This window comes from Staphylococcus sp. 11007852, from assembly GCF_011394325.1.
Lineage (GTDB): Bacteria > Bacillota > Bacilli > Staphylococcales > Staphylococcaceae > Staphylococcus > Staphylococcus agnetis.
The window spans coordinates 87,761-107,472 of the sequence record NZ_JAANBJ010000022.1 but is presented as its reverse complement, the minus strand read 5'-3'; the positions used below and the strand labels follow the sequence as shown (position 1 = coordinate 107,472).

General features: G+C 32.5%; 23 protein-coding genes and 1 other RNA gene. 22 read left to right on the top strand and 2 right to left on the bottom strand.

Features of this window, described 5'->3' with window-relative positions:
• Nucleotides 1-7 precede the first annotated feature (7 nt).
• The 3 genes from rnr (at nt 8) to ssrA (ending at nt 3,273) form a co-directional block, all read left to right on the top strand.
• Nucleotides 8-2,362, top strand: coding sequence for a ribonuclease R (rnr, locus tag G8Y85_RS06430; RefSeq protein ID WP_107400871.1), 2,355 nt, complete (start codon nt 8-10; stop codon nt 2,360-2,362).
• 16 nt (nt 2,363-2,378) lie between these two features.
• Nucleotides 2,379-2,843 (top strand): SsrA-binding protein SmpB, encoded by a 465-nt coding sequence (smpB, locus tag G8Y85_RS06425; protein ID WP_037566711.1) that lies wholly within the window; start codon nt 2,379-2,381, stop codon nt 2,841-2,843.
• Nucleotides 2,844-2,914: 71 nt separating this feature from the next.
• Nucleotides 2,915-3,273, top strand: a transfer-messenger RNA (tmRNA) gene (gene ssrA, locus G8Y85_RS06420).
• A gap of 109 nt (nt 3,274-3,382) precedes the next feature.
• Here the strand turns inward: ssrA and G8Y85_RS06415 are convergent.
• Nucleotides 3,383-4,489 (bottom strand): tyrosine-type recombinase/integrase, encoded by a 1,107-nt coding sequence (locus G8Y85_RS06415; RefSeq protein WP_165805590.1) that lies wholly within the window; start codon nt 4,487-4,489, stop codon nt 3,383-3,385.
• A gap of 5 nt (nt 4,490-4,494) precedes the next feature.
• On the bottom strand, nt 4,495-5,238 hold the full coding sequence (locus G8Y85_RS06410) for a helix-turn-helix domain-containing protein (RefSeq protein ID WP_165805589.1): 744 nt from the start codon (nt 5,236-5,238) through the stop codon (nt 4,495-4,497).
• 161 nt (nt 5,239-5,399) lie between these two features.
• Between G8Y85_RS06410 and G8Y85_RS06405 the strand changes: the two genes are divergently transcribed.
• From G8Y85_RS06405 to G8Y85_RS06315, 19 genes are all read left to right on the top strand, one after another.
• Nucleotides 5,400-5,615 (top strand): helix-turn-helix transcriptional regulator, encoded by a 216-nt coding sequence (locus G8Y85_RS06405; RefSeq protein WP_165805588.1) that lies wholly within the window; start codon nt 5,400-5,402, stop codon nt 5,613-5,615.
• 154 nt (nt 5,616-5,769) lie between these two features.
• Complete coding sequence (locus G8Y85_RS06400; protein WP_165805587.1) at nt 5,770-5,973, top strand: TscA family type II toxin-antitoxin system antitoxin; 204 nt, start codon at nt 5,770-5,772, stop codon at nt 5,971-5,973.
• Entirely contained in the window at nt 5,973-6,233 is a 261-nt protein-coding gene (locus G8Y85_RS06395) for a hypothetical protein (protein WP_165805586.1), read from the top strand. The genes G8Y85_RS06400 and G8Y85_RS06395 overlap by 1 nt, the downstream gene beginning before the upstream one ends.
• A gap of 87 nt (nt 6,234-6,320) precedes the next feature.
• The gene (locus G8Y85_RS06390) at nt 6,321-7,175 is read left to right on the top strand and encodes a primase alpha helix C-terminal domain-containing protein (protein ID WP_165805585.1); all 855 of its coding nucleotides are present in this window, start codon (nt 6,321-6,323) and stop codon (nt 7,173-7,175) included.
• 13 nt (nt 7,176-7,188) lie between these two features.
• Nucleotides 7,189-8,898: a DUF927 domain-containing protein gene (locus G8Y85_RS06385; RefSeq protein ID WP_165805584.1), complete on the top strand. Its 1,710-nt coding sequence runs from the start codon at nt 7,189-7,191 to the stop codon at nt 8,896-8,898.
• Nucleotides 8,899-9,209: 311 nt separating this feature from the next.
• On the top strand, nt 9,210-9,728 hold the full coding sequence (locus tag G8Y85_RS06380) for a GNAT family N-acetyltransferase (protein WP_107396817.1): 519 nt from the start codon (nt 9,210-9,212) through the stop codon (nt 9,726-9,728).
• A gap of 1 nt (nt 9,729) precedes the next feature.
• Nucleotides 9,730-10,371, top strand: a complete 642-nt coding sequence (locus G8Y85_RS06375; RefSeq protein ID WP_165805583.1) for a pathogenicity island protein — start codon at nt 9,730-9,732, stop codon at nt 10,369-10,371.
• Between the two features lie 864 nt (nt 10,372-11,235).
• Nucleotides 11,236-11,580: a pathogenicity island protein gene (locus G8Y85_RS06370; RefSeq protein WP_105989318.1), complete on the top strand. Its 345-nt coding sequence runs from the start codon at nt 11,236-11,238 to the stop codon at nt 11,578-11,580.
• Between the two features lie 34 nt (nt 11,581-11,614).
• The gene (locus G8Y85_RS06365; protein ID WP_165805582.1) at nt 11,615-12,193 is read left to right on the top strand and encodes a coiled-coil domain-containing protein; all 579 of its coding nucleotides are present in this window, start codon (nt 11,615-11,617) and stop codon (nt 12,191-12,193) included.
• Complete coding sequence (locus tag G8Y85_RS06360; protein ID WP_165805581.1) at nt 12,193-12,369, top strand: hypothetical protein; 177 nt, start codon at nt 12,193-12,195, stop codon at nt 12,367-12,369. The genes G8Y85_RS06365 and G8Y85_RS06360 overlap by 1 nt, the downstream gene beginning before the upstream one ends.
• Before the next feature lie 52 nt (nt 12,370-12,421).
• Entirely contained in the window at nt 12,422-12,949 is a 528-nt protein-coding gene (locus G8Y85_RS06355; RefSeq protein WP_165805580.1) for a spore coat protein, read from the top strand.
• A 2-nt stretch (nt 12,950-12,951) separates the two neighbouring features.
• Complete coding sequence (locus G8Y85_RS06350; RefSeq protein WP_165805579.1) at nt 12,952-13,296, top strand: pathogenicity island protein; 345 nt, start codon at nt 12,952-12,954, stop codon at nt 13,294-13,296.
• Nucleotides 13,293-13,775, top strand: a complete 483-nt coding sequence (locus G8Y85_RS06345; protein ID WP_165805578.1) for a terminase small subunit — start codon at nt 13,293-13,295, stop codon at nt 13,773-13,775. Before G8Y85_RS06350 ends, G8Y85_RS06345 begins: the two co-directional genes overlap by 4 nt.
• A gap of 390 nt (nt 13,776-14,165) precedes the next feature.
• Nucleotides 14,166-14,990 carry a trypsin-like serine peptidase gene (locus tag G8Y85_RS06340; RefSeq protein ID WP_158694783.1) on the top strand — a complete coding sequence of 275 codons (825 nt, stop codon included), beginning with the start codon at nt 14,166-14,168 and terminating at the stop codon, nt 14,988-14,990.
• A gap of 129 nt (nt 14,991-15,119) precedes the next feature.
• Nucleotides 15,120-15,869 carry a trypsin-like serine peptidase gene (locus G8Y85_RS06335; protein WP_105989303.1) on the top strand — a complete coding sequence of 250 codons (750 nt, stop codon included), beginning with the start codon at nt 15,120-15,122 and terminating at the stop codon, nt 15,867-15,869.
• Between the two features lie 215 nt (nt 15,870-16,084).
• Nucleotides 16,085-16,861 (top strand): trypsin-like peptidase domain-containing protein, encoded by a 777-nt coding sequence (locus G8Y85_RS06330; RefSeq protein WP_165805577.1) that lies wholly within the window; start codon nt 16,085-16,087, stop codon nt 16,859-16,861.
• 341 nt (nt 16,862-17,202) lie between these two features.
• Complete coding sequence (locus G8Y85_RS06325) at nt 17,203-17,496, top strand: helix-turn-helix domain-containing protein (RefSeq protein WP_103346515.1); 294 nt, start codon at nt 17,203-17,205, stop codon at nt 17,494-17,496.
• Entirely contained in the window at nt 17,493-18,830 is a 1,338-nt protein-coding gene (locus tag G8Y85_RS06320; RefSeq protein ID WP_165805576.1) for a Fic family protein, read from the top strand. Before G8Y85_RS06325 ends, G8Y85_RS06320 begins: the two co-directional genes overlap by 4 nt.
• A 324-nt stretch (nt 18,831-19,154) precedes the next feature.
• A complete protein-coding gene (locus G8Y85_RS06315; protein WP_165805575.1) occupies nt 19,155-19,577 on the top strand; it encodes a hypothetical protein in 423 nt (140 codons plus the stop codon).
• The last annotated feature ends 135 nt before the right edge of the window (nt 19,578-19,712 follow it).

Sequence of the window (19,712 nt, the reverse complement as noted above, 5' to 3'; positions counted from 1 at the left end):
ACCTCTTATGCATTTAAAATCGCAAATTAAAGCCATAATTGAACGTTCAAGTTATGAACCGATGTCTGTCTCTGACTTTCAAGATGAGCTCGGCTTAAGTAGCGCTGAAAGTTTTCGTGACCTTATTAAAGTACTCAATGAGTTAGAGCAAGAGGGTAAAGTAAAACGTACGAAACAAGATAGATATCAAAAGCAAGGTCCTAAACCAGGACTTATTCGAGGGACGTTAAGTCAAAATAAAAAGGGATTTGCCTTTTTAAGACCAGATGAAGAAGGGATAGAAGATATTTTTATCCCGCCTACAAAAATCAATCGTGCTATGGATGGAGATATTGTTATCGTTGAAATTCAAAAATCACGTGGTGACCATCGTAAAGGCAAAGTTGAAGGTGAAGTAAAATCCATTGAAACGCATGCCGTTAAACAAGTTGTAGGGACCTACACAGAAGCGCGTCATTTTGGCTTTGTAGTACCTGATGATAAGCGTATCATGCAGGACATCTTTATACCTAAAGGGCAAGATTTAGGGGCTGTAGATGGACATAAAGTACTTGTTCAAATTACACAATACTCTGATGGCTCTAACAATCCAGAAGGTCATATTTCGGCTATTTTAGGTCATAAAAATGACCCTGGAGTAGATATTTTATCTATTATTTATCAACATGGTATTGAAATTGAATTTCCAGTCGACGTATTAAAAGAAGCTGAAGCGATTCCTGAGTCGATTGAATCTACTGAATTAGAAGGCCGTCGTGATTTACGTCAGGATTTAACAATTACAATCGATGGCGCGGATGCGAAAGATTTAGACGATGCTATCGCAATTAAGGCTCTTTCAAATGGCAATATGGAATTAACAGTAAGCATTGCAGATGTCAGCTATTATGTAACTGAAGGCTCTGCGCTAGATCGAGAAGCATACGATCGTGCAACAAGTGTGTATCTAGTAGACCGTGTGATTCCAATGATTCCACATCGTTTAAGTAATGGTATATGTTCATTAAATCCCAATGTAGATCGATTAACGATGAGTTGCCGTATGGAAATTGATGCCCAAGGTCATGTCGTCAAACATGAAATTTTCGATAGTGTGATTCATTCAGATGCACGTATGACGTATGCGGAAGTGAATGAAATCATCACCGACCATAACCCTCACACGCGTGAGAAATATAAAGACATTACGCCGATGCTTGAAATGGCAAAGCGCTTATCACAACAACTCATCGACATGCGTCGCCGTCGTGGTGAAATCGATTTTGATATAAAAGAAGCGAAAGTGCTAGTGAATGAAGAAGGGATTCCACAAGAAGTTGTCGCACGTGAACGTGGAGAAGGTGAGCGATTAATTGAATCGTTCATGCTTGCGGCTAATGAAACCATTGCAGAGCATTTTAGTAAAATGGATGTGCCGTTTATTTATCGTGTGCATGAACAACCGAAGTCGGAACGTTTACGTCAATTTTTTGATTTCATTACCAACTTTGGCATTATGATTAAAGGAACTGGAGAAGATATTCACCCAAGTACACTTCAAAGCATTACCCAAGAAATAGAAGGGCGACCAGAAGATATGGTCATTTCAACGATGATGCTTCGCTCTATGCAACAAGCACATTATGATGCAGATAATTTAGGACATTTTGGACTTGCAGCTGATTATTATACGCATTTCACTTCACCTATCCGTCGTTATCCTGACTTAATCGTGCATCGTTTGGTGCGTAAATATCTCATTGAAAAATCAATGGATGGTAAAGCGCAACACGAGTGGCAAGAAAAATTACCACAAATGGCTGAACATACCTCTAATCGAGAGCGTCGTGCAATTGATGCTGAGCGTGATACGGATGACTTGAAAAAAGCTGAATATATGATTCAACATCTTGGTGATGAATTTGAAGGTGTCGTTAGCTCAGTGGCTAATTTTGGTATGTTTGTAGAGTTGCCTAATACGATTGAAGGTATGGTAACCATCCAAAATATGTCCGACGATTATTACCATTTCGATGAGCGCCAAATGGCATTGATAGGTGAACGTAAAGCCGCAGTTTACCGTATTGGTGACGTCATCAAAGTGAAAGTGATTCATGTTGATATAGATGAGCGTCAAATTGACTTCCAAATTGTAGGAATGCCAATCGATGTTCACCCACGTAGAGAGAAGAAATCTCGAGGAACTACTATACAAGCGAAATCAAAAGGGCAGACATTTAAAAAAGATAAAGACACTAACAAGAAGCGAAAGCAACGTAAAGGTAAAAATGCCAGAAAACGTGAAAAATCCGGCAATACTAAGCATAAACCTTTTTATAAAGATAAACGTGTCAAAAAGAAGGGTAAAAAGAAGAAAAAGTAAACTGAGGTGATGCGCAATGTCCAAAAAAACATCAAAAGGAACATTAGCGGAAAATCGTAAAGCACGTCATGACTACAATATAGAAGATACGATTGAAGCAGGCATTGCTTTACAAGGGACTGAAATTAAATCAATACGCCGTGGTAGTGCGAATTTAAAAGACAGCTATGCGCAAGTCAAAGGTGGCGAAATTTATTTGCATAACATGCATATCGCGCCTTATGAAGAAGGGAATCGCTTTAACCATGATCCAAGACGTGTACGTAAATTATTACTGCATAAACGTGAGATTAGTAAACTTGGAGACCAAACACGTGAAGTGGGTTATTCGATTGTACCTTTAAAATTGTATCTTAAACATGGCATGTGCAAAGTCTTACTTGGTGTCGCAAGAGGTAAAAAGAAATATGATAAGCGACAAGCTTTAAAAGAAAAAGCGGTTAAACGCGATATTGATCGTGCAATGAAACAAAATTATTAAATGATTGCTAAGAATGTTAAGATTCGATATAATTAAATGTGCTTTCTTTAAGGAAAGTACATTTTTATTACGGGGGCGTTTATGGATTCGACAGGGGTCCCCAGAGCTTATGAAGCGTGTCGGAGGGTTGTCTCCGTAAAAACACATCAGTTTATAATAACTGGCAAAACTAACAATAACTTAGCAGTAGCTGCCTAATCGCGCTCTGCATCACCTAATCGCATCGCCTATGTGCGATTAACGTGATTCAACTATAGTAGGATACGCTCGCCACTGCCGTTTGAAGTCTGGCGAGAAGAGATGAACCAAGCTCGCATAATGTCAGTTGTCTGTTTCTAATCATTATGTTAAATCTTCAAATAGACTACACACGTAGAAACATTTGTATCAGGACCTTTGGACGCGGGTTCAAATCCCGCCGTCTCCACTATGTAGCCTATAACCCTTTTGGTTATGGGCTTTTTATTTCAAAGTTCACAAAAAGTGCACAGAAAATGCACAGCACACAAAAAACACCACCAAATTAAGCAGGTGGTGTTTCATAAATATTTAACTATTTCTTTTTGAGTGCTAGGGTATAAGTGACCGTATCTGTTATATACCTCATTACTATCTGCATGGCCTAAACGTTGTGCAATTACCATAATACTAGCACCATGATTGACTAACATAGACGCGTGGCTATGTCTTAGTTCGTGGATTACGATTCTAGGGAATGTTTGACCGTCTGGAAGTTGGTTATCTAATACTTTTAACGCAGTAGCAAACCAACGATCAATGGTAGATTCACTATAGGCTTTGAAGAATGTACCAAACAATACATAATCGTCCTTGTATATGTTATTTTCTTTATACCAAATTAAGTAATCTTTGATGTCGTCCATCATGTGAGTAGGCAAATATATATCACGTATGGCTGATTTTGTTTTAGGGGCTGTTACTTCACCGTGATAGTCCGTTTTGTTTATATGGATAAATTCATCATCAAAGTTAACGTCTTGCCATGTAAGAGCCCTAATTTCGCCCTTTCTTGCGCCAGAATAGAACAATAATTTGAAGAATAACTTTTGTTGTTTCGTAGCAAGTGCATCATAGAACTGATTAAATTGTTCTAGCGTCCAATAGTTAAGACGTTTCTGTGATTCTATTTCAAAATTACCTACAAGAGAGGCAACATTTTGTTTTAGATCATAAAACTTCATAGCATGGTTCAACAAAGATACTAAATACACATGCATTTTCTTTAAGTAATCCCCAGAATGTCCCTCTTTTAATTTCTTATTCTGAAACTTCATAACATCTTGTGTAGTCATTTTAAATACGTCCATAGACTTAAAATAAGGTAGCAAGTGGTTGTTTGTATGTGTCTTTAATGCTTTTACACTAGAGGACTTTCTACGCGTTGAATACCAGTCTATATACTCAGCAACGAGCTTATCGAAAGGCAAATTGTTAAGTTGTCCTATACCCTCTAATTCGTCCATAATCTCATTACATTTCATCACGGCTTCTTTACGTTGTTTGAAGCCTTTACGTGTGATGTATTGCCTTTTATTTGTCTTGTCATAGTATGTGATACGGAAATAGTAAGTTCCACGTTGCGCGTCTTTATAAATGTTGTGGGATAGCCTTAAATTATGTGTCATGGGTGTCACCTAGTTTTAAAAATAATTTTTTCATTATCTTCTGTGAAATTTAGTATCCCGCTTTCATTTATTTCTCTTATGTTGAATAAATAATAATTTGATTTTTTCAAATCATTGTTTTTTAAATCTAACATTCCAGTGTTAGAAGTAGAAAATACATCAGTTTTTATATCATAAGTTATCCTCTTTTTCGAAATACGAAATTTGCTATTAAATATTTCTTCTAATTCTTTATAATTTATTTTTAAAATTGAATTCAAAAGGTGAATATTTATTAAACTGCGTATAGTGATATCCAATTTTTCATCTAAAGGCAAAAATAATCTATAAAATTCATCTTCTTTGATATGTAATTTTATATGTAACTCAGATTCTGCAGTTTTTAAGACATTCATCTTTATACTAATAACATAAGGAAAATAAAAATCGTAAACTTTTCCATCTATGTCAATTGAACAAATTAAAATTTTATCATCATATGTGGCTCTGCTATTTATACCTATATCCGAACTCCGAACATTCTTTAGAACAGTGCGTATTTGAATTTCATCAAATGAAATTGTAAATAACTCATTGATACTAACATCAATTACTCGGGATATTTTTTCTAAAGTATCAAATTGAATCCCTCTACTTCTACCATTTACCAATAGACCTAGTGAATTTCTAGATATACCTGTTAACTCACTTAATTCACTTATAGTCATGCCTTTATTTTTTAGGTATGTCTTTAAATTAAAGTGCAACATTACTATTCCTCCCTTTCACAAATAATATACCATATAAACATGTCATTTTAAAAATAATAATATAACAATAGTTGACAAAATTGTTTTGACATGTTTATAATGCATACATAGGTTTTAAAGACAACTATATATGTCTAAAAGTTCAAAGGAGGAAAACTAAAATGACGAAAATTCATTATCCAGTTCTTTATATCACACGAAAGGAACACGGACACACTCAAAACTATGTGGCTAGAAAATTAAATTTATCACCACAAAGACTTAGTCTAAAAGAGCTAGGAAAAGCCAATTGGACTCTACCAGAAGCACAAAAACTAAGTGAAATGTATGGCATTCCAATTGAGCAATTATTCTCAACTGAATTTCCAGTAGCATAATATGGAGGTCAATATGAAGGATTTTTACTGATGGTGTTACTCGCCTATTTTTTACTAAGCACATTGGATTTCCATTTAGCAATCGCAACATATTTTTACTGTGTGTTGACGTTGCTAGGGATTGAAGAACTAAAAAATATGGAGGTATTTAAGTATGGAAAATAATTTATTTGAAGAGATTTATGAAATTCTAGAATCAACTGTTAATGATCCTCGTTCAGAATTTAAACACAAGATTTCGCAAGACGGTAAAGAACGTGTTGAAGTGTATAACAGAGAGCAACATTTACACTTTGTTTGTGAAGTAGTTATGGAAATGATTGAAAACAATATTGATTTTGAAGGAGAGAAAGAGTAATGAAACTATTTAAAAAGAAATATGATCATAAAAAAGTTAATCGTGTGAAGGATGCAATTCTATATACAGCTAATGCTATTGAAGCTGACACTTATGGAAAAGCAATTGAATTGTTAAAAGATAACAACAAGCACAAAGCCATCGAAATTATGTATGAAAGATTAATTGAAGCACAAAAACAAGAGTATGAATTGAAATTACAATTAAAGAAAGCGTCATCTGATATGAATAGTTTGGCGACTAAATCAGATAACGCATAGTAATAAAAATAAGCAACAGAGTAATCTAGAAATTACACATTTTTATTATAACATCTTTGCTCTGTTGTTTCATTAGAGGTGTTGAAATTGAACAAAATTGAATTAGAACACGATACAACAGTTAGCGTTGTTTGGTATGAAAGTCTAGATGCACGATCATTTAAGCAATTTTCACAACCAAAGTGGAGTGAGCTTATGAATAGGCTATCCATACCACAATATAACTCAAATAAGTATGCAAGAGGTTTAGCAGTATACGGCGATGTTGCTGATAGTGATGATGTGAAGAAACTTCGTAAAGATGACAATGTGATTTATCGTGATGTCATTGCTTTAGATTATGATGATATTAATGACATTAAAGAAATTTACGAGGCTATTAAAGAGCGTTTAAGCGACATCAGTTATTTTTGGCATACTACATTCAGTCATAGTAAAGATAACCATAGAATCCGCCTCTATGTACCTGTGAATGAACGTTTAAACCCCTTCTATTACCGTAGTTATACAAGGGTATTAGCTGAACGAATTGGATTTAAAGTGGATGAAGGTAGTTATCAACCAAGTCGAGCTATGGCGTTGCCTGTCGTACAGAGTAAAAGCCACACATTTTTGTATAGGTACAATGATGCACCTATCTTGGATTGTCCTACTTTGGAACGATGGTCTAAAGAATGTGCAGCTAAAGAGGAGAATACTGCAGAAACTCCTGTTATAGCTCGTGATACTTCACATTGGCGTGATATTGCATGGGGTGTAGGTGAAGGACAGCGTAATCAGTCTCTAGCATCAATTATAGGCCATTTATTACGGCGTTATGTTGACGCAAATTTAGCGTATGGCCTTGTGAGTGCTTGGGCGATGACCTGTAACCCTCCTATAAAACAAAGTGAAGTCAATAAAACGTTTAAATCGATTTTAAAAAAGCACCATAACATGTAGAAAGGGGTCTCATATGGAAGTAACTAAAAATGACGTCCTTAAAGATATTGAAGCACTTGAAAAAAGTGATGAAATACCTCAAGAAATCATACCTAAAGGATATGAAGTTGAACATCATCAATATGGTGTAGCATTGTATCAGATTATTCCAAGTAAAAAAGAGGGAGAACCTGATAAAAAAGTTTTTATTACAAGTACAATACCAATGATTACTGAACGATTTGAAGATATTGAAAGTAACGAAGTTAGTTTTAATATGAAATTTTACGATAACAAATATCCAGTGAATTTAAGTGTTAGTGCTGAAGAAATATCGGATCATCGCCAGTTATTAAAGTTGGTCAATAGAAAGCTTGATGTGACATCTTCGACTTCAATTAAACTTATAGATTATATCAATAAAGTTAAGCGATATAACCCGCCAATTAATGTTAAAGTAGCGACACGACTAGGCCATGTTAAGCAATATTTTATTTACCCTTATCAAAAGGAAATGAAAAACAGCAATGTGAAATTATTTAATAACGATAAAGGGTTTCAAAAGTTGATTAATTCATTTTCAAGTAAAGGGACTCTACAAGATTATTCTGAAAAAGTGTTTCAGAAAGTTAAAGATTTACCAATGGTTATGGTGATGTTATATGCGTCATTAGGATCAGTCTTATTACGTGAATTCGGTTTGCCTCCATTTATAGTTGAAATCTCTGGGAGTACCTCAACAGGCAAGACATTTACATTGAATTTAGTATCAAGTGTTTGGGGGACAAGTGAGCTTGTCACTTCATGGGGTTCTACAAAAAATAGTATTGAGGCAATGGCATCATTTCTGAATTCATTTCCAGTGTTTAAAGATGATACACGAAACACATCGCCTTATATGGTGACTGATACTGTTTATAATTTTTCTAGTGGTGAAAGCAAAGGGCGCAGCAATAAGAACTTAACCATAAACGAAAAGAAAGAGTGGCAAAATATCTTATTGTCAACAGGTGAAGCATCTATAGCGAATATGGCAGATGAAAAAGCTGGTGTGTCAGCTCGTGTCATTACATTGCAAGACCAGCCTTACCCAGACGATTTTGATTTTATAGCCCTAGATAAAGCTTTTAGAGAAAACTATGGCACATTAGGTATGGCGTTTATAAAACAATATGAACTCAAAAAAGAGTCTTATAAAAAAGCGTTTGAAAGTTCACTGCAGTATTTCAATGAAAAAGGTACTAATGAAATCATGAAACGTTTAGGACGAGCTTTTGCCTTATTACAAATTACTGGTGAAATACTTAATGACATTGACGGTTTTGAACATGATCACTTTAAAATAATCGACCAATCCTATAAGAGTATGGTTGAAAATAATAAAACTATAGACAAACCCAAGCAGCTACTGGAAGAAATATTGCAGTATTTAGATGCGAATAGAAATAACATTGCTGGTGAAGGTTATGGCCAAGTTAAACATGGTGACCTCAAAGCTATATATAAGCGTGACTTCTTGTGCATATTAGGTGAAACAGTCAAAGATAAGTTAGGTCATGAAATGCAGACTATTACAGGTCAGTGGGATAAAAAGGGATACTTAATAAAAGGTGAAAAAGACAGATTACAAAAGCAGGTTAAACATGAAACGGTGAAATACAGGGGACTTGCTATAAGAAGAGAGGTACTAGAAGAATTAGGTTTTGATTTTTCAAATTCATATAATCCTAATTCTGATTATTGATGAGTCCCCATAAGTACCCGTTGAGTACCCATTTATAAGTGCAAGACGGGTACTCAATAAACACAGTAATATCAAGGATTTGAAGCCAATAGTACCCGAAGTACCCATATTATATTAATAGTGTTTAATTAATATGGAGTGTTTATATAAGAAAGTATGTATAACACAGATTTCTTATTATAAAAATACGGGTACAACGGGTACTATTTTTATCTAATGCTGTAATGATAAGGATTTAAGAGTACCCATAGTTAAAATTGAGTGGGTACTGACTGTGTACTAGTACCCGAATACAAGTTTGGAGGACAAAAATGACAACAATTACAGAAAAAGGTCATCAACTTTTTAAAGAATTAAGTAACAGTTCGGCATTTAGAAAACATGTTAAATCGAATCAAGATGAAGTAATAAAAGGTGCTTGTTTAAGTGTATTTCTTGCACCTTCTGAACCACAATTGACGTTTGTAAAAAGGGTTATTCAACTTCATAAGAAATACTATTTATATTGCGACAGTGGAAATTTTTTACTATTCACTAAAGATTTTAAAGGGATGATTAAATTTAACATCAGGAAACCCAATATCAAATTTAAACGACATTTCAACGGTAATTGGATGGTCGAAATAGATAATTTGAATTCTCTTAAAAAAGGCTATGGGAAGATGTTGTTAGAAGAAGTTTTACTGATAGCTAATGAAATAAAGTGCGAAGTTTGCTTGTGGACGGAAAATCGAAGTAATAACAATTATTTTAAAAAGTTTGGATTTGAAAGTTATGGTTGTATTGGTGACGCAAAAGAAAATTTAATGATTAAGAGGCAGGTTAAATGATATGAACATAGAAACTATCGCGAATCAATTTGAAACAAGAGCAGGTACATTATTAAGGTATTATACAGGATTGTTAGAAAGTAGTAGGGATAACAATTTTGCTTTTAAGATTTACAATGATCCGTTTGATGTAGTTTATATCGTCATGAGAGGTAAATTGTTTGGTCATGTGTACATTAAAGATTGTAAAGTAAGACAATCGTTTGAATTAGCATCTCCTAAGCACACAGAGGGGCTTATAAGAAGTATAGAGGGTCATTATACAGGATATGAACTACATGATGGTACAACGCTTTCCATAAGCGATATGATGGCCAAAAGTTTATTTGAAGATGAGTATTTTATGTATGGATTAGAAACCTTTGTCGAAAGTAATAACACGGATATGTTTGAGTACATGGAAGGTGGAGTGAATGTTGAAGAATTAGAGGGGGTTCAGTCTAGTAATGCTGATGTAATAGGTAACCTTGTAGTGTTGTATCAACTAGCTATGGGGATTAATGAACCCGCACATGAGCTTGTTGAGGGGCTTAAATTAGTAACGGAATTTGTACAAGATGAAAAGGCTACAAAAGAGGATTACAAAGCGTTAGAACGTAAATTAAATGATCTAAAATCGTCTTACTATAGTTTGAGTAAATAATGTTATGAGGGAGTCGCGTGTATTATGTGGCTCCTTATAAAACAACGGCAAGGTTTGTGCAAGGTATAGCAGTTTAAAACCCAAAGGTTTCCCAAAGGTGCGAAGAATTTAAATTTGAGAGGCGAGAGGAATTAAAAAAATTATATAACGTTGATACTAAGCTATTTTATAGTTTTGAAAATGATAAGTTTATGTAAAGGTATTAGCTTTTAAAGCCCAAAGATGAGCAGCCTCTGAGAACAAAGAAATAGGAAAGGTTTAAGGAAGGTAAACAAGATTAAAAAGGGCGAGAAAAGGGCGAGGTATAGAATGTTTCAGGTAGAAATAAAACAATGTTTTATACAAAGGTTATACAAAGGTTTCTGAAAAAATACTAAGTTTATACAAAGGTTACAAAATGGTGCGAAAAGGGATAGGTAGGGGCAATTGAATCAATTAGAAGTAAAAGCCTCAAGTTTTTCCGTAGATTGTAAAATAGTGAGGTTTTAGATAGGTACGAAGAATTTCGTCAATAAAGAAAACTAAAGGTAAGTGTTTTTTGATTTTGATAAAAATCGGAAGGCTTCCGGAAAGTATGCGAAATTTAAAAGAGATAAAATATGTTAATGTTCGTTATTTTTAAAGAGGGAAAAAGTTTTGTTGTTCGTATTTTGTTTGTGTAAAAAACGAGAACTTAAGTTCTGTATAAATTACTACATTTTACTACAAAAAAGTGCAAAAAGCTTTTTTATTAATGTTTTAAGAGGAACATGAAATAATGCTAAACACCTGATATAATGCGCTTTATAGCGAACATAAGTTTGATTTTAAGGTGTAAAATTGGTATAATTAGAGTAAGCAAATAACAGAAAGTGTGGTGAGAGAATGAGCGAATTTGAAGTAAAAGAAAAGACGTACAACTTACCGAATGAACACCGCCAAGTACTCAATGTGATAAGAAATACGTCTAATAAATATATTACTAAAACAAAGCTGCTTAATCAATTGGGATATGAAGTCAATAAGGCTAACAATAGATGGTTAACACAAGTCATTACAAGCTTAATCATTAATTATCATTATCCTATCGGATATAGCTATAAAAAGGATGCTAGAGGTTATTACATCATTAAAACACAAGCCGATAAGATAGAGGCTATCAAAAGTATTAAGGGCTTAATTGAGGGTAGTCAGAACCGTCTAAAAGCCCTAGAAGATATTGAAGTGTAACATGATAATTATGAAATGAAAGAGGTTAACATAAATGAAATCAGATCATTTATTTGAAAAATATTCCGATGAAATAAAAGGCTACAAAGAAGAAATTAATAATTTAGAATCTAAAATTGAAGATACTACAAAGACTATTGAAGATCTATCTTCCAAATATAAAGAGTACATAAAAGTTGGCAATGATAATGAGGCTGATAAGACGTTCAATAAGATTTCTAAATTAGAAGATGAGAAAGCAAAAGATATTAAAAGGTTCGAAACTAAAAAGGAATTATTTAACAGCATTAAACGAGAAAAACTTATAGATTTATTGTTGAATAGGAAGAATATTCCTGAATTATATCAAGATGAAGCACAAAGTTTAGCACGCGAGTTAGAAGATACAATCGAGCAGTTTAATAGTGTTATTGAAAAAATTAACAATGTGAATGAAGAATATCGAAAAGATATGCATAAGTTCGATTCCTTGATAGATCAAAATGAAATGAAAAAAGATGATTTATTTAGACAACGATATGGCGAAGTGATTGTACTTTACCTCAATAACTTTCTTATTAATACAAAATCAATTCGTTTCAATGAGCACCAAAAATTGGAGGTTGAGAAATAATGCAATTTAGTAAAACATTAGAATCAATAAACAATGCTGAATTAGATGAAAACCAACGCTTATCGATTTTAGAAGCACTTAAAGAAGATGTGAACGATGAGGAAAAAAGAAACGTAAGAGATGTTCCAACTATTTCAGATTTAGCTGATGAAGTAAATATTAGAAAAAACAAATAGACAAAAGCCAAGCCTTAATTGGTTTGGCTTTATTAAGTAGTGGGGTGGATAAATGAAACTGAGTAAATCTAAGAACGTTTTATATTATCGTAATAATGGCAACAAGCTATCCGAGTATCAACTATTAACACAATTTAACCCAGTGTTTATCAATAAGAAAATTCAGATGTGTGAGTATCAAATCGAGAGTATGTATCATATGAATACGTCTACGACAACGTGTGATGAAATATTCGGCGTTGTATCCGTCTCTTATCCTATTGAAAAGTTGGCTATTAAAATTATTGAGGCGAAAGCTGGCTTAGTAAATTATAAAAAACGTTCTATGCGTAATATGGAGATATTAAAGTCTGTCCTTAATCAATATACTGAAAAAGAAAAGAAACAAGTTGTAAGATACATGCGTTCTAATGGTCGATATAAGCCCTATAACGTGATTGAACGACTACAGATTGATTTATACCACCTTAACATTAAACAACGTATAGCGCGTCAAAAACAAAGGGATATGATGATTGAAAATAGTAAGCGTGAACGTGTGAATGAGTATCATAAGAAACCAATGTTAAAAGTGGTGTAACTATGGATAAGCAGCACATAAAAGACTTCATATTTCGCTATCATAAACAAATTGATAATGATGACACACTAAAAGATGATGATTTCAACACTGATGACTTCTTTAACGTTGGTAATACGGTTACAAACGAATGGTTAGAAACTGATAATGTAGATGATCACATTCTAAAGAATCACTTAGAGATGTTAGTTGACCAAGTGGCCACGGATAAAGAATTCTATATCTTCGATGCTTTAATACATGGGCGTAGTTACAAAGATATTAGTCTAGTTTTAGAATGTTCCACAGAATCAGTCAGACAATGGTTTGGAAAATTATTAGATAAAATGATGGAGGTGATAGAATGAGTGAATTAACGCCTAGACAAGTCCGTTTTGTCAATGAGTATATTAAGACATTAAACATCACGCAAAGCGCTATCAAGGCAGGTTATGCCCCAAATTCAGCACACGTGACGGGAAGTAGATTATTACGTAATGAAAAGGTCGATGAATATATCAAAAGCCAACAGGATAAAATTATGGACGACAGTATTCTCACCGCTAAAGAGTTACTGCATCTGTTAACTAATGCAGCAGTAGGCGATGAGACTGAAACAAAAGAAGTTGTAGTAAAGCGAAGTTCATTTGAGAAGAACCCAGACACTGGACGTATGAACCTCGTTTACAATGAACATGTGGAGCTTGTGGAAGTTCCTATCAAGCCAAGTGATCGTTTAAAAGCAAGAGATATGTTAGGGAAGTACTACAGCTTGTTTACAGATAAATTAGACGTGAGTCTTGTGACACCAGAATTTGTTGATGATATACCATCTGTTGATAGTTAAAAATACTTTATATTAGTGATTTTAATGATATGATGGAAAATTACTAATAAAGTCTATTGTAAATGTTTATACAATATCATAGTATAAATGAGCGACCCTTTATTTGTAATATTATGCAACTTTGTAAGTAGTGCTTTAGAGTAATCCTATGGATTGCTCTTTTTTTGCGTTTTTTAGTAAAAGGATATTTATTTCACTAATCAGTTAATATTTAAGGAATATTTAATTAAAAATTAATAAAAAAATATAAATTTAAACATTATAATAATAATGTGTTTTAATAATTGGGAGTTTTTAAAACACATTTCTATCATAATTATGATATTTTCCGAGATTAAGGTGTTACATTTGGGCGAGTATTTAAAATATATAAGAATTGGAGAAATCAACATGAAAATCAACATGATAAAAAAAGGTTTTATAATTTTAACTTTAGCAGCTGTGACCCCGATAACTCTACAATCATATGATACCCCATTAACAAAATATACTTTTGCAAATGAGCTTAGTAAAGAAGAACATCAAGAGAAATGGGACAAATATAATAAACAAAACCCTCTTTATCTACCGGAGGGATATTTTACAAAAGTTTCTAATACTCAAGAGTCACCTTATCAATCAGTTGGATTAATAACTGTTAAAGGTGTAATGAATGCTACAGCATCTGTTGTTGGTAAAAACAAAATTATTACTAATTTTCATGTAGCTCGAGAAGCCAAAAAAGATCCATCTAAAATTATTTTTAGACCTGGTACAACAACAGATGACCAAAGAAACTTAAATACGCCATATGGTGAGTTTCAAGCAGAGTCTATCGATGAAGCTCCATTTGGTGAAGGTGTAGATTTGGCAATCATAACATTAAAACCTAATGCTGATAATAAAGAAGTTGGAGAAGTGGTAAAACCCCTTGAATTTGGTTTTGGAGAGTCTTTGAGTTCTAACCAAGTACTTAATTTAGTTGGATACCCAAATAACACTGTGCAAAATCAAATGTTTAAGCAAAGAATTGAAGTACATTCTACTGATCAAAACCTTAAATATTTTGGATATACTGAGGAAGGTAACTCAGGGTCTCCAATCTTTGATGATGACAATAATTTAGTTGGTATGCACATTGGTAAGTCAAAAATCGAGGGTAAAGGTGATATTTTAGTAGGCAGACTATTTGATAGCAAATTTGTTAAAATTTTAAAAGACAAGTTAAAAAGTTAATTAGGTAATTTGATATTTTATAATTTATTTAAAGGACTTTGATAATTTGCTAAAGGGGGTAATGGTTTTTGCCCCCTTTTTATATTAAGATAATGTAAAACTATCTTTTACTAAAAGAGGGTGTGTTTTATGATAAAAAAAATTTTAATATTATCCATTGTTATTTTTCTTCCTATAACCAATGAAAAAATGTCAGACTTAAAAGCAAATGAAAATCATGGAAAACAAGTAATTGTAACTGACACCACAAAAGACCCGATAGGAAAAAGGGTAGCTAAATTTGAAAAAGATGGACATCATTGTACAGCTACTATGATAAATTCTAAAGTTGGTATTACTTCTTCGCACTGTAGTGATAATAACTTTGAAGATAATGCAAATGGTAGATTATACCCTGCTGAATCTGCTTTAAAGACTCCTTTTGGATATATGGACATTACCTTATTTAATCCTTATGATAATGGAAATAAACTATATGATATTGCTTTAATTGGGGGCAAAGAATCAAATAAGTCAAGTGACTATAAATTTTATGGTAAAGAATTCGATATAGCTCCTGTTAAAGTTATGGGGATAAGAAACATTAATGATTTAGTTGGGGAAGAAGTTTATTCATTTGGTTACCCTTATGAAAAAAGTGGATACGTTCAATATAGAAGTGAAGGAACGATAACTCATACTGATCAATTTAATTTATATAGTGATATACCAAGCTATCCTGGTCAGTCTGGTTCAGCTGTATTCTTGAAGAAAAACAATCAATTAATAGGTATAATTCATGGTGGAGTTGGTACTAGAACATCTATAAAACCTATTACATCAGAAATATCTAATTGGTTTAATGATAAAAGCAATAATTGGTTAGAAAATGATAAGTGATAAACACACTAAAAAAGTATGTAAATATTGTAAACTCACAAATATATATTTATGAGTATATTTAACAATTTTGAAAGCCTAAAAGTGTAAAATCGATTTAATTCTATAGCCACATTAATGACTATTTAATAATTAGTTAATTACATTTATAAAGGTATCGGTATAAAAAGTTTGCAGCTTGATATAAATTAAAAAATAGAAAGGTGGTATTAACAGTGAAAAACACAATAATAAAAAGTATGACTTTGTTAACTTTAATTGCTTCAGTAGGAACTATTGATAGTTTTTATAATAACAGCATTAATGTAGCTAGAGCAGAAGAAAATACTGGAGCGAAAGCGAAAATAGAAGCAGTTAAAAATTCGTTTCACTCACCTTACAATATAGTTACTAAAATAGAGGGACCGAATTTTTCTGCAACTGGTTTTGTTTCGGGTAAAACTACTGTAATGACTAATAAGCATGTTCTAAAGTCTATTTTGAAAGAGGGTACTTTAAAGACCAATGTAATATTAGCAAAAAATAATGCAAACGAGGGATCTAAAAAAGATTTAGGAACTTTTAAAATTAGAGATTACACCGAAGTCCCTGGGGATATAGACGTAGTTATTTTGGAAATGAGTCCAAATGAAAAAGGTCAAAACATTGGCGATGTAGTAAATCCAGCTAAAATAAAAAGTGCCGATGACATAAACCAAGAATGGATTGACAAAAACAAAGATAAAAAATTTTATTTAGCTGGATATCCTGGAGGAAGAGATATTGACACTATGTGGTCTAGTGAGGGTGGATTATTATTTTTCATCGGTAGAACCGACCCTTTAAAATTCTTCGGAAGTATGCCAGGGGCACCTGGAAGTTCAGGTTCACCAGTATTCAATGATAAACACGAGGTTGTTGGTATTGTGTATAGCGGATGGGAAGCTAACCAAGGTGTTAATGGATACTTATTTAGGGAAGACTTATACAAGTTTATTGAAGCTAATACTTAAAAGAGGAACTATAGATATAGTGTAATCTATTAAATAAAGTAACAATAATATGTATGAAAAGCGGCCTGTAAAAAGGTCGTTTTTCATGTTTGAATAAACACTAAGTGTAGCAAGGGTCTGATAAAATATTTTGTTCGGTAAGCTCCACTACATGGAGTTGTTTAGCTTAATCTTTTTGAATTCTATATCATCGTATGCATTAATTCAATATTTACTTATGTATTCAGTAGTATCATTATGTCTTTTAGTCTAAAACTATTTACAGATTAGACAATTTGGGTATAATAAAGTAAGTAATGCGTGTATATATACGTATGCTAAATAATGAAGGAGGGGGAATTATGAATATTTTTAAAAAGAGTAGAGATAGATATCATTTAAGCTTAGATTATGTAAGTAAAAAGACTGGAATTTCTATTAATGTTATCAATAGATTAGAAAATGATAAAATTAATAATATTAATTATTCATCTGAAATTACTTGTCTAGCAGAATTTTACGACCTTGCTTTAACTGATGTTCATTCGAATATAAGCCCTCAATCTTCTTTTATTGCAAGACATAAAGGTAGTATCAATGAACATGATAAAATGCAAATCACTAAATTATATAAATTACAGGAAGTATTAGGATGAGTGAAAGTAAACAAGATTTTCTTAATTTGTTAAGAGAATCCTCGCATAGAATGCAAGATGGTAGAGAACTTGCAGAGTATACTTTAAATACGTGTTTTGATGAAGGCATCCATAGTAAACTGGATGTCTTTAGTTTATGCAGGATGTTGGATGCAAACTATGTACCGAGTGATTTAGATGATGTTGATGGTATTTATATTACTGAAAAAAGAGATGAAGAAAAGGTTCATAATAGGGCGATTATAGGATTAAATATAAATAAAGTGAGTTTAAGATGTTTGAAATTTACTTTAGCTCATGAATTATGTCACCATATTAAAGACTTTGAAATACAACAACAAGTAACATTAAATGAAGATTTAAATATTCCGTACAGTAAAGTTGAAAAGTTTGCCAATACATTTGCTTCGTACCTTTTGGTACCGCACCTTGAGTTGAGATATAAATTAGATGAATTTAAGGGAAAACAAAAATTGAGCGATGCAGATATAATTTGTTTAGCAGACTTTTTTGAAGTCAGTAAATCTGTGATTACCTACAGGCTTGACCGATTAAATATTAGCTATGATTTAGGTAGTAGGAATTTAAGTACCGATATAGATTTAAAGATAAAACTTCAATATGTCAAAGGTGTTTTTTCGAATTCTAAAAAACTGTTTGACTCTTATCGTAAAGTCAATATCATGGAAATAGTTTCAAATGATTCTAGGTTTGAGGGAATCAATTTAGAAATTGAAGAAATTTCAGAAATAATTTTCGATATTGAAGGCTTTTTAGACGAAGGTAAAATATTAAGTAAAAATGAAATTGAAATTATCGGTTTATATTATATGTATGAGAAACTTTTAGAAGAAAATGATATACCTGACCAATATAAGTTACAAGATTATCATTCATATTTATATAAATTGTCTAAAGAGTATGTCAAAGGCTTTAGACAATCTAGTAACTATATAACTGGGGTAAAATTTCATACTCCACCACCAACTAAAGTTCAAGAGGAAATGTATTTGCTAGCTAAAGATATACGCTTTATATTTGATGAAAGCTTTAGAGAGGTGAATTTAGAATTCATAAATAGTTTAGCAATGATACATCAAAAAATAACTTGGATACACCCTTTTAGCGATGGAAACGGAAGAGTATCGAGATTGTTAAATAATTGGTTGTTACAATTAAAAGAGTATCCTTATATGGTTATAAAGTTAAAGGATAAAGATAGTTACCTAAAATGTTTGCAAGAAGCAGATGAGTATAATTTTAAACCTTTGGTAAAACTGTTGATCGATACTATTTATGAGAATTACAACGATTACATCTTGGCTAATTTATAAAGAGACAAAAAAGATTATAAGGCAAGTGAGTGAATATAATAAGCTTGAGTAACCCAGTTATCACAAAAATCTCACACGCTGCAGGCAGTGAATACGTTAATTATGAAGTGAACTCGGGTGCACAAATTTTAATTGTTTTATCAATTTTAACATTTTACACTGATATAAGTGTACAATGAAAACGTTGATATGACAGCTTCCAAGACGTATAACACACTATTAAATAAACGGATAAATCTACTCCCGCCGCCTCCACTATGTAGCCTATAACCATTGCGGTTATAGGCTTGTTTTTTACACTTAATATAGAGAAAGGGCATCTATATGAATCAACGTTATTGTTCATTGCAAGATGACTTATATACAGAAAGCCAAACATCTTTAACTTTTGAATTTCTAAAAGTGAATAAAGAAGATGCGTTAACAATCTATGATTTTAAAATCATTGTTTCATTCGAAAACTCACACTTTCACACAGATTTCTCACTTTTTGATATGGATATAGAGAATTTAAAAAAATTCAAATGTAAATCACGGTTATCAGAAATTTACTTTTTAGAACCAGATTTGACGTTTACAATAATCAAAAGAAATAGACATGATTTAACTGTGTTTGTGACACTTGATTCTGGATTGAGACGTTCGAATAGTGTGTCGGAATCAGGATGCACAATTAAATTAAATGTCACTAAAAAAACGTTTGATCAATTTCTTAATGAACTCATTAAGATTGAACAACATGTGTAAATGTTATCGCGTATGAAGTGTTTGGTGATTTTAAAAATAGCCTTCAACATTCAATGGAAGATGAATGTTGAAGGCTATATTACTTTCTCAAAGTTGAAGCGTATCCAAAATTTCAGCTGTAATAAAACCGTATAT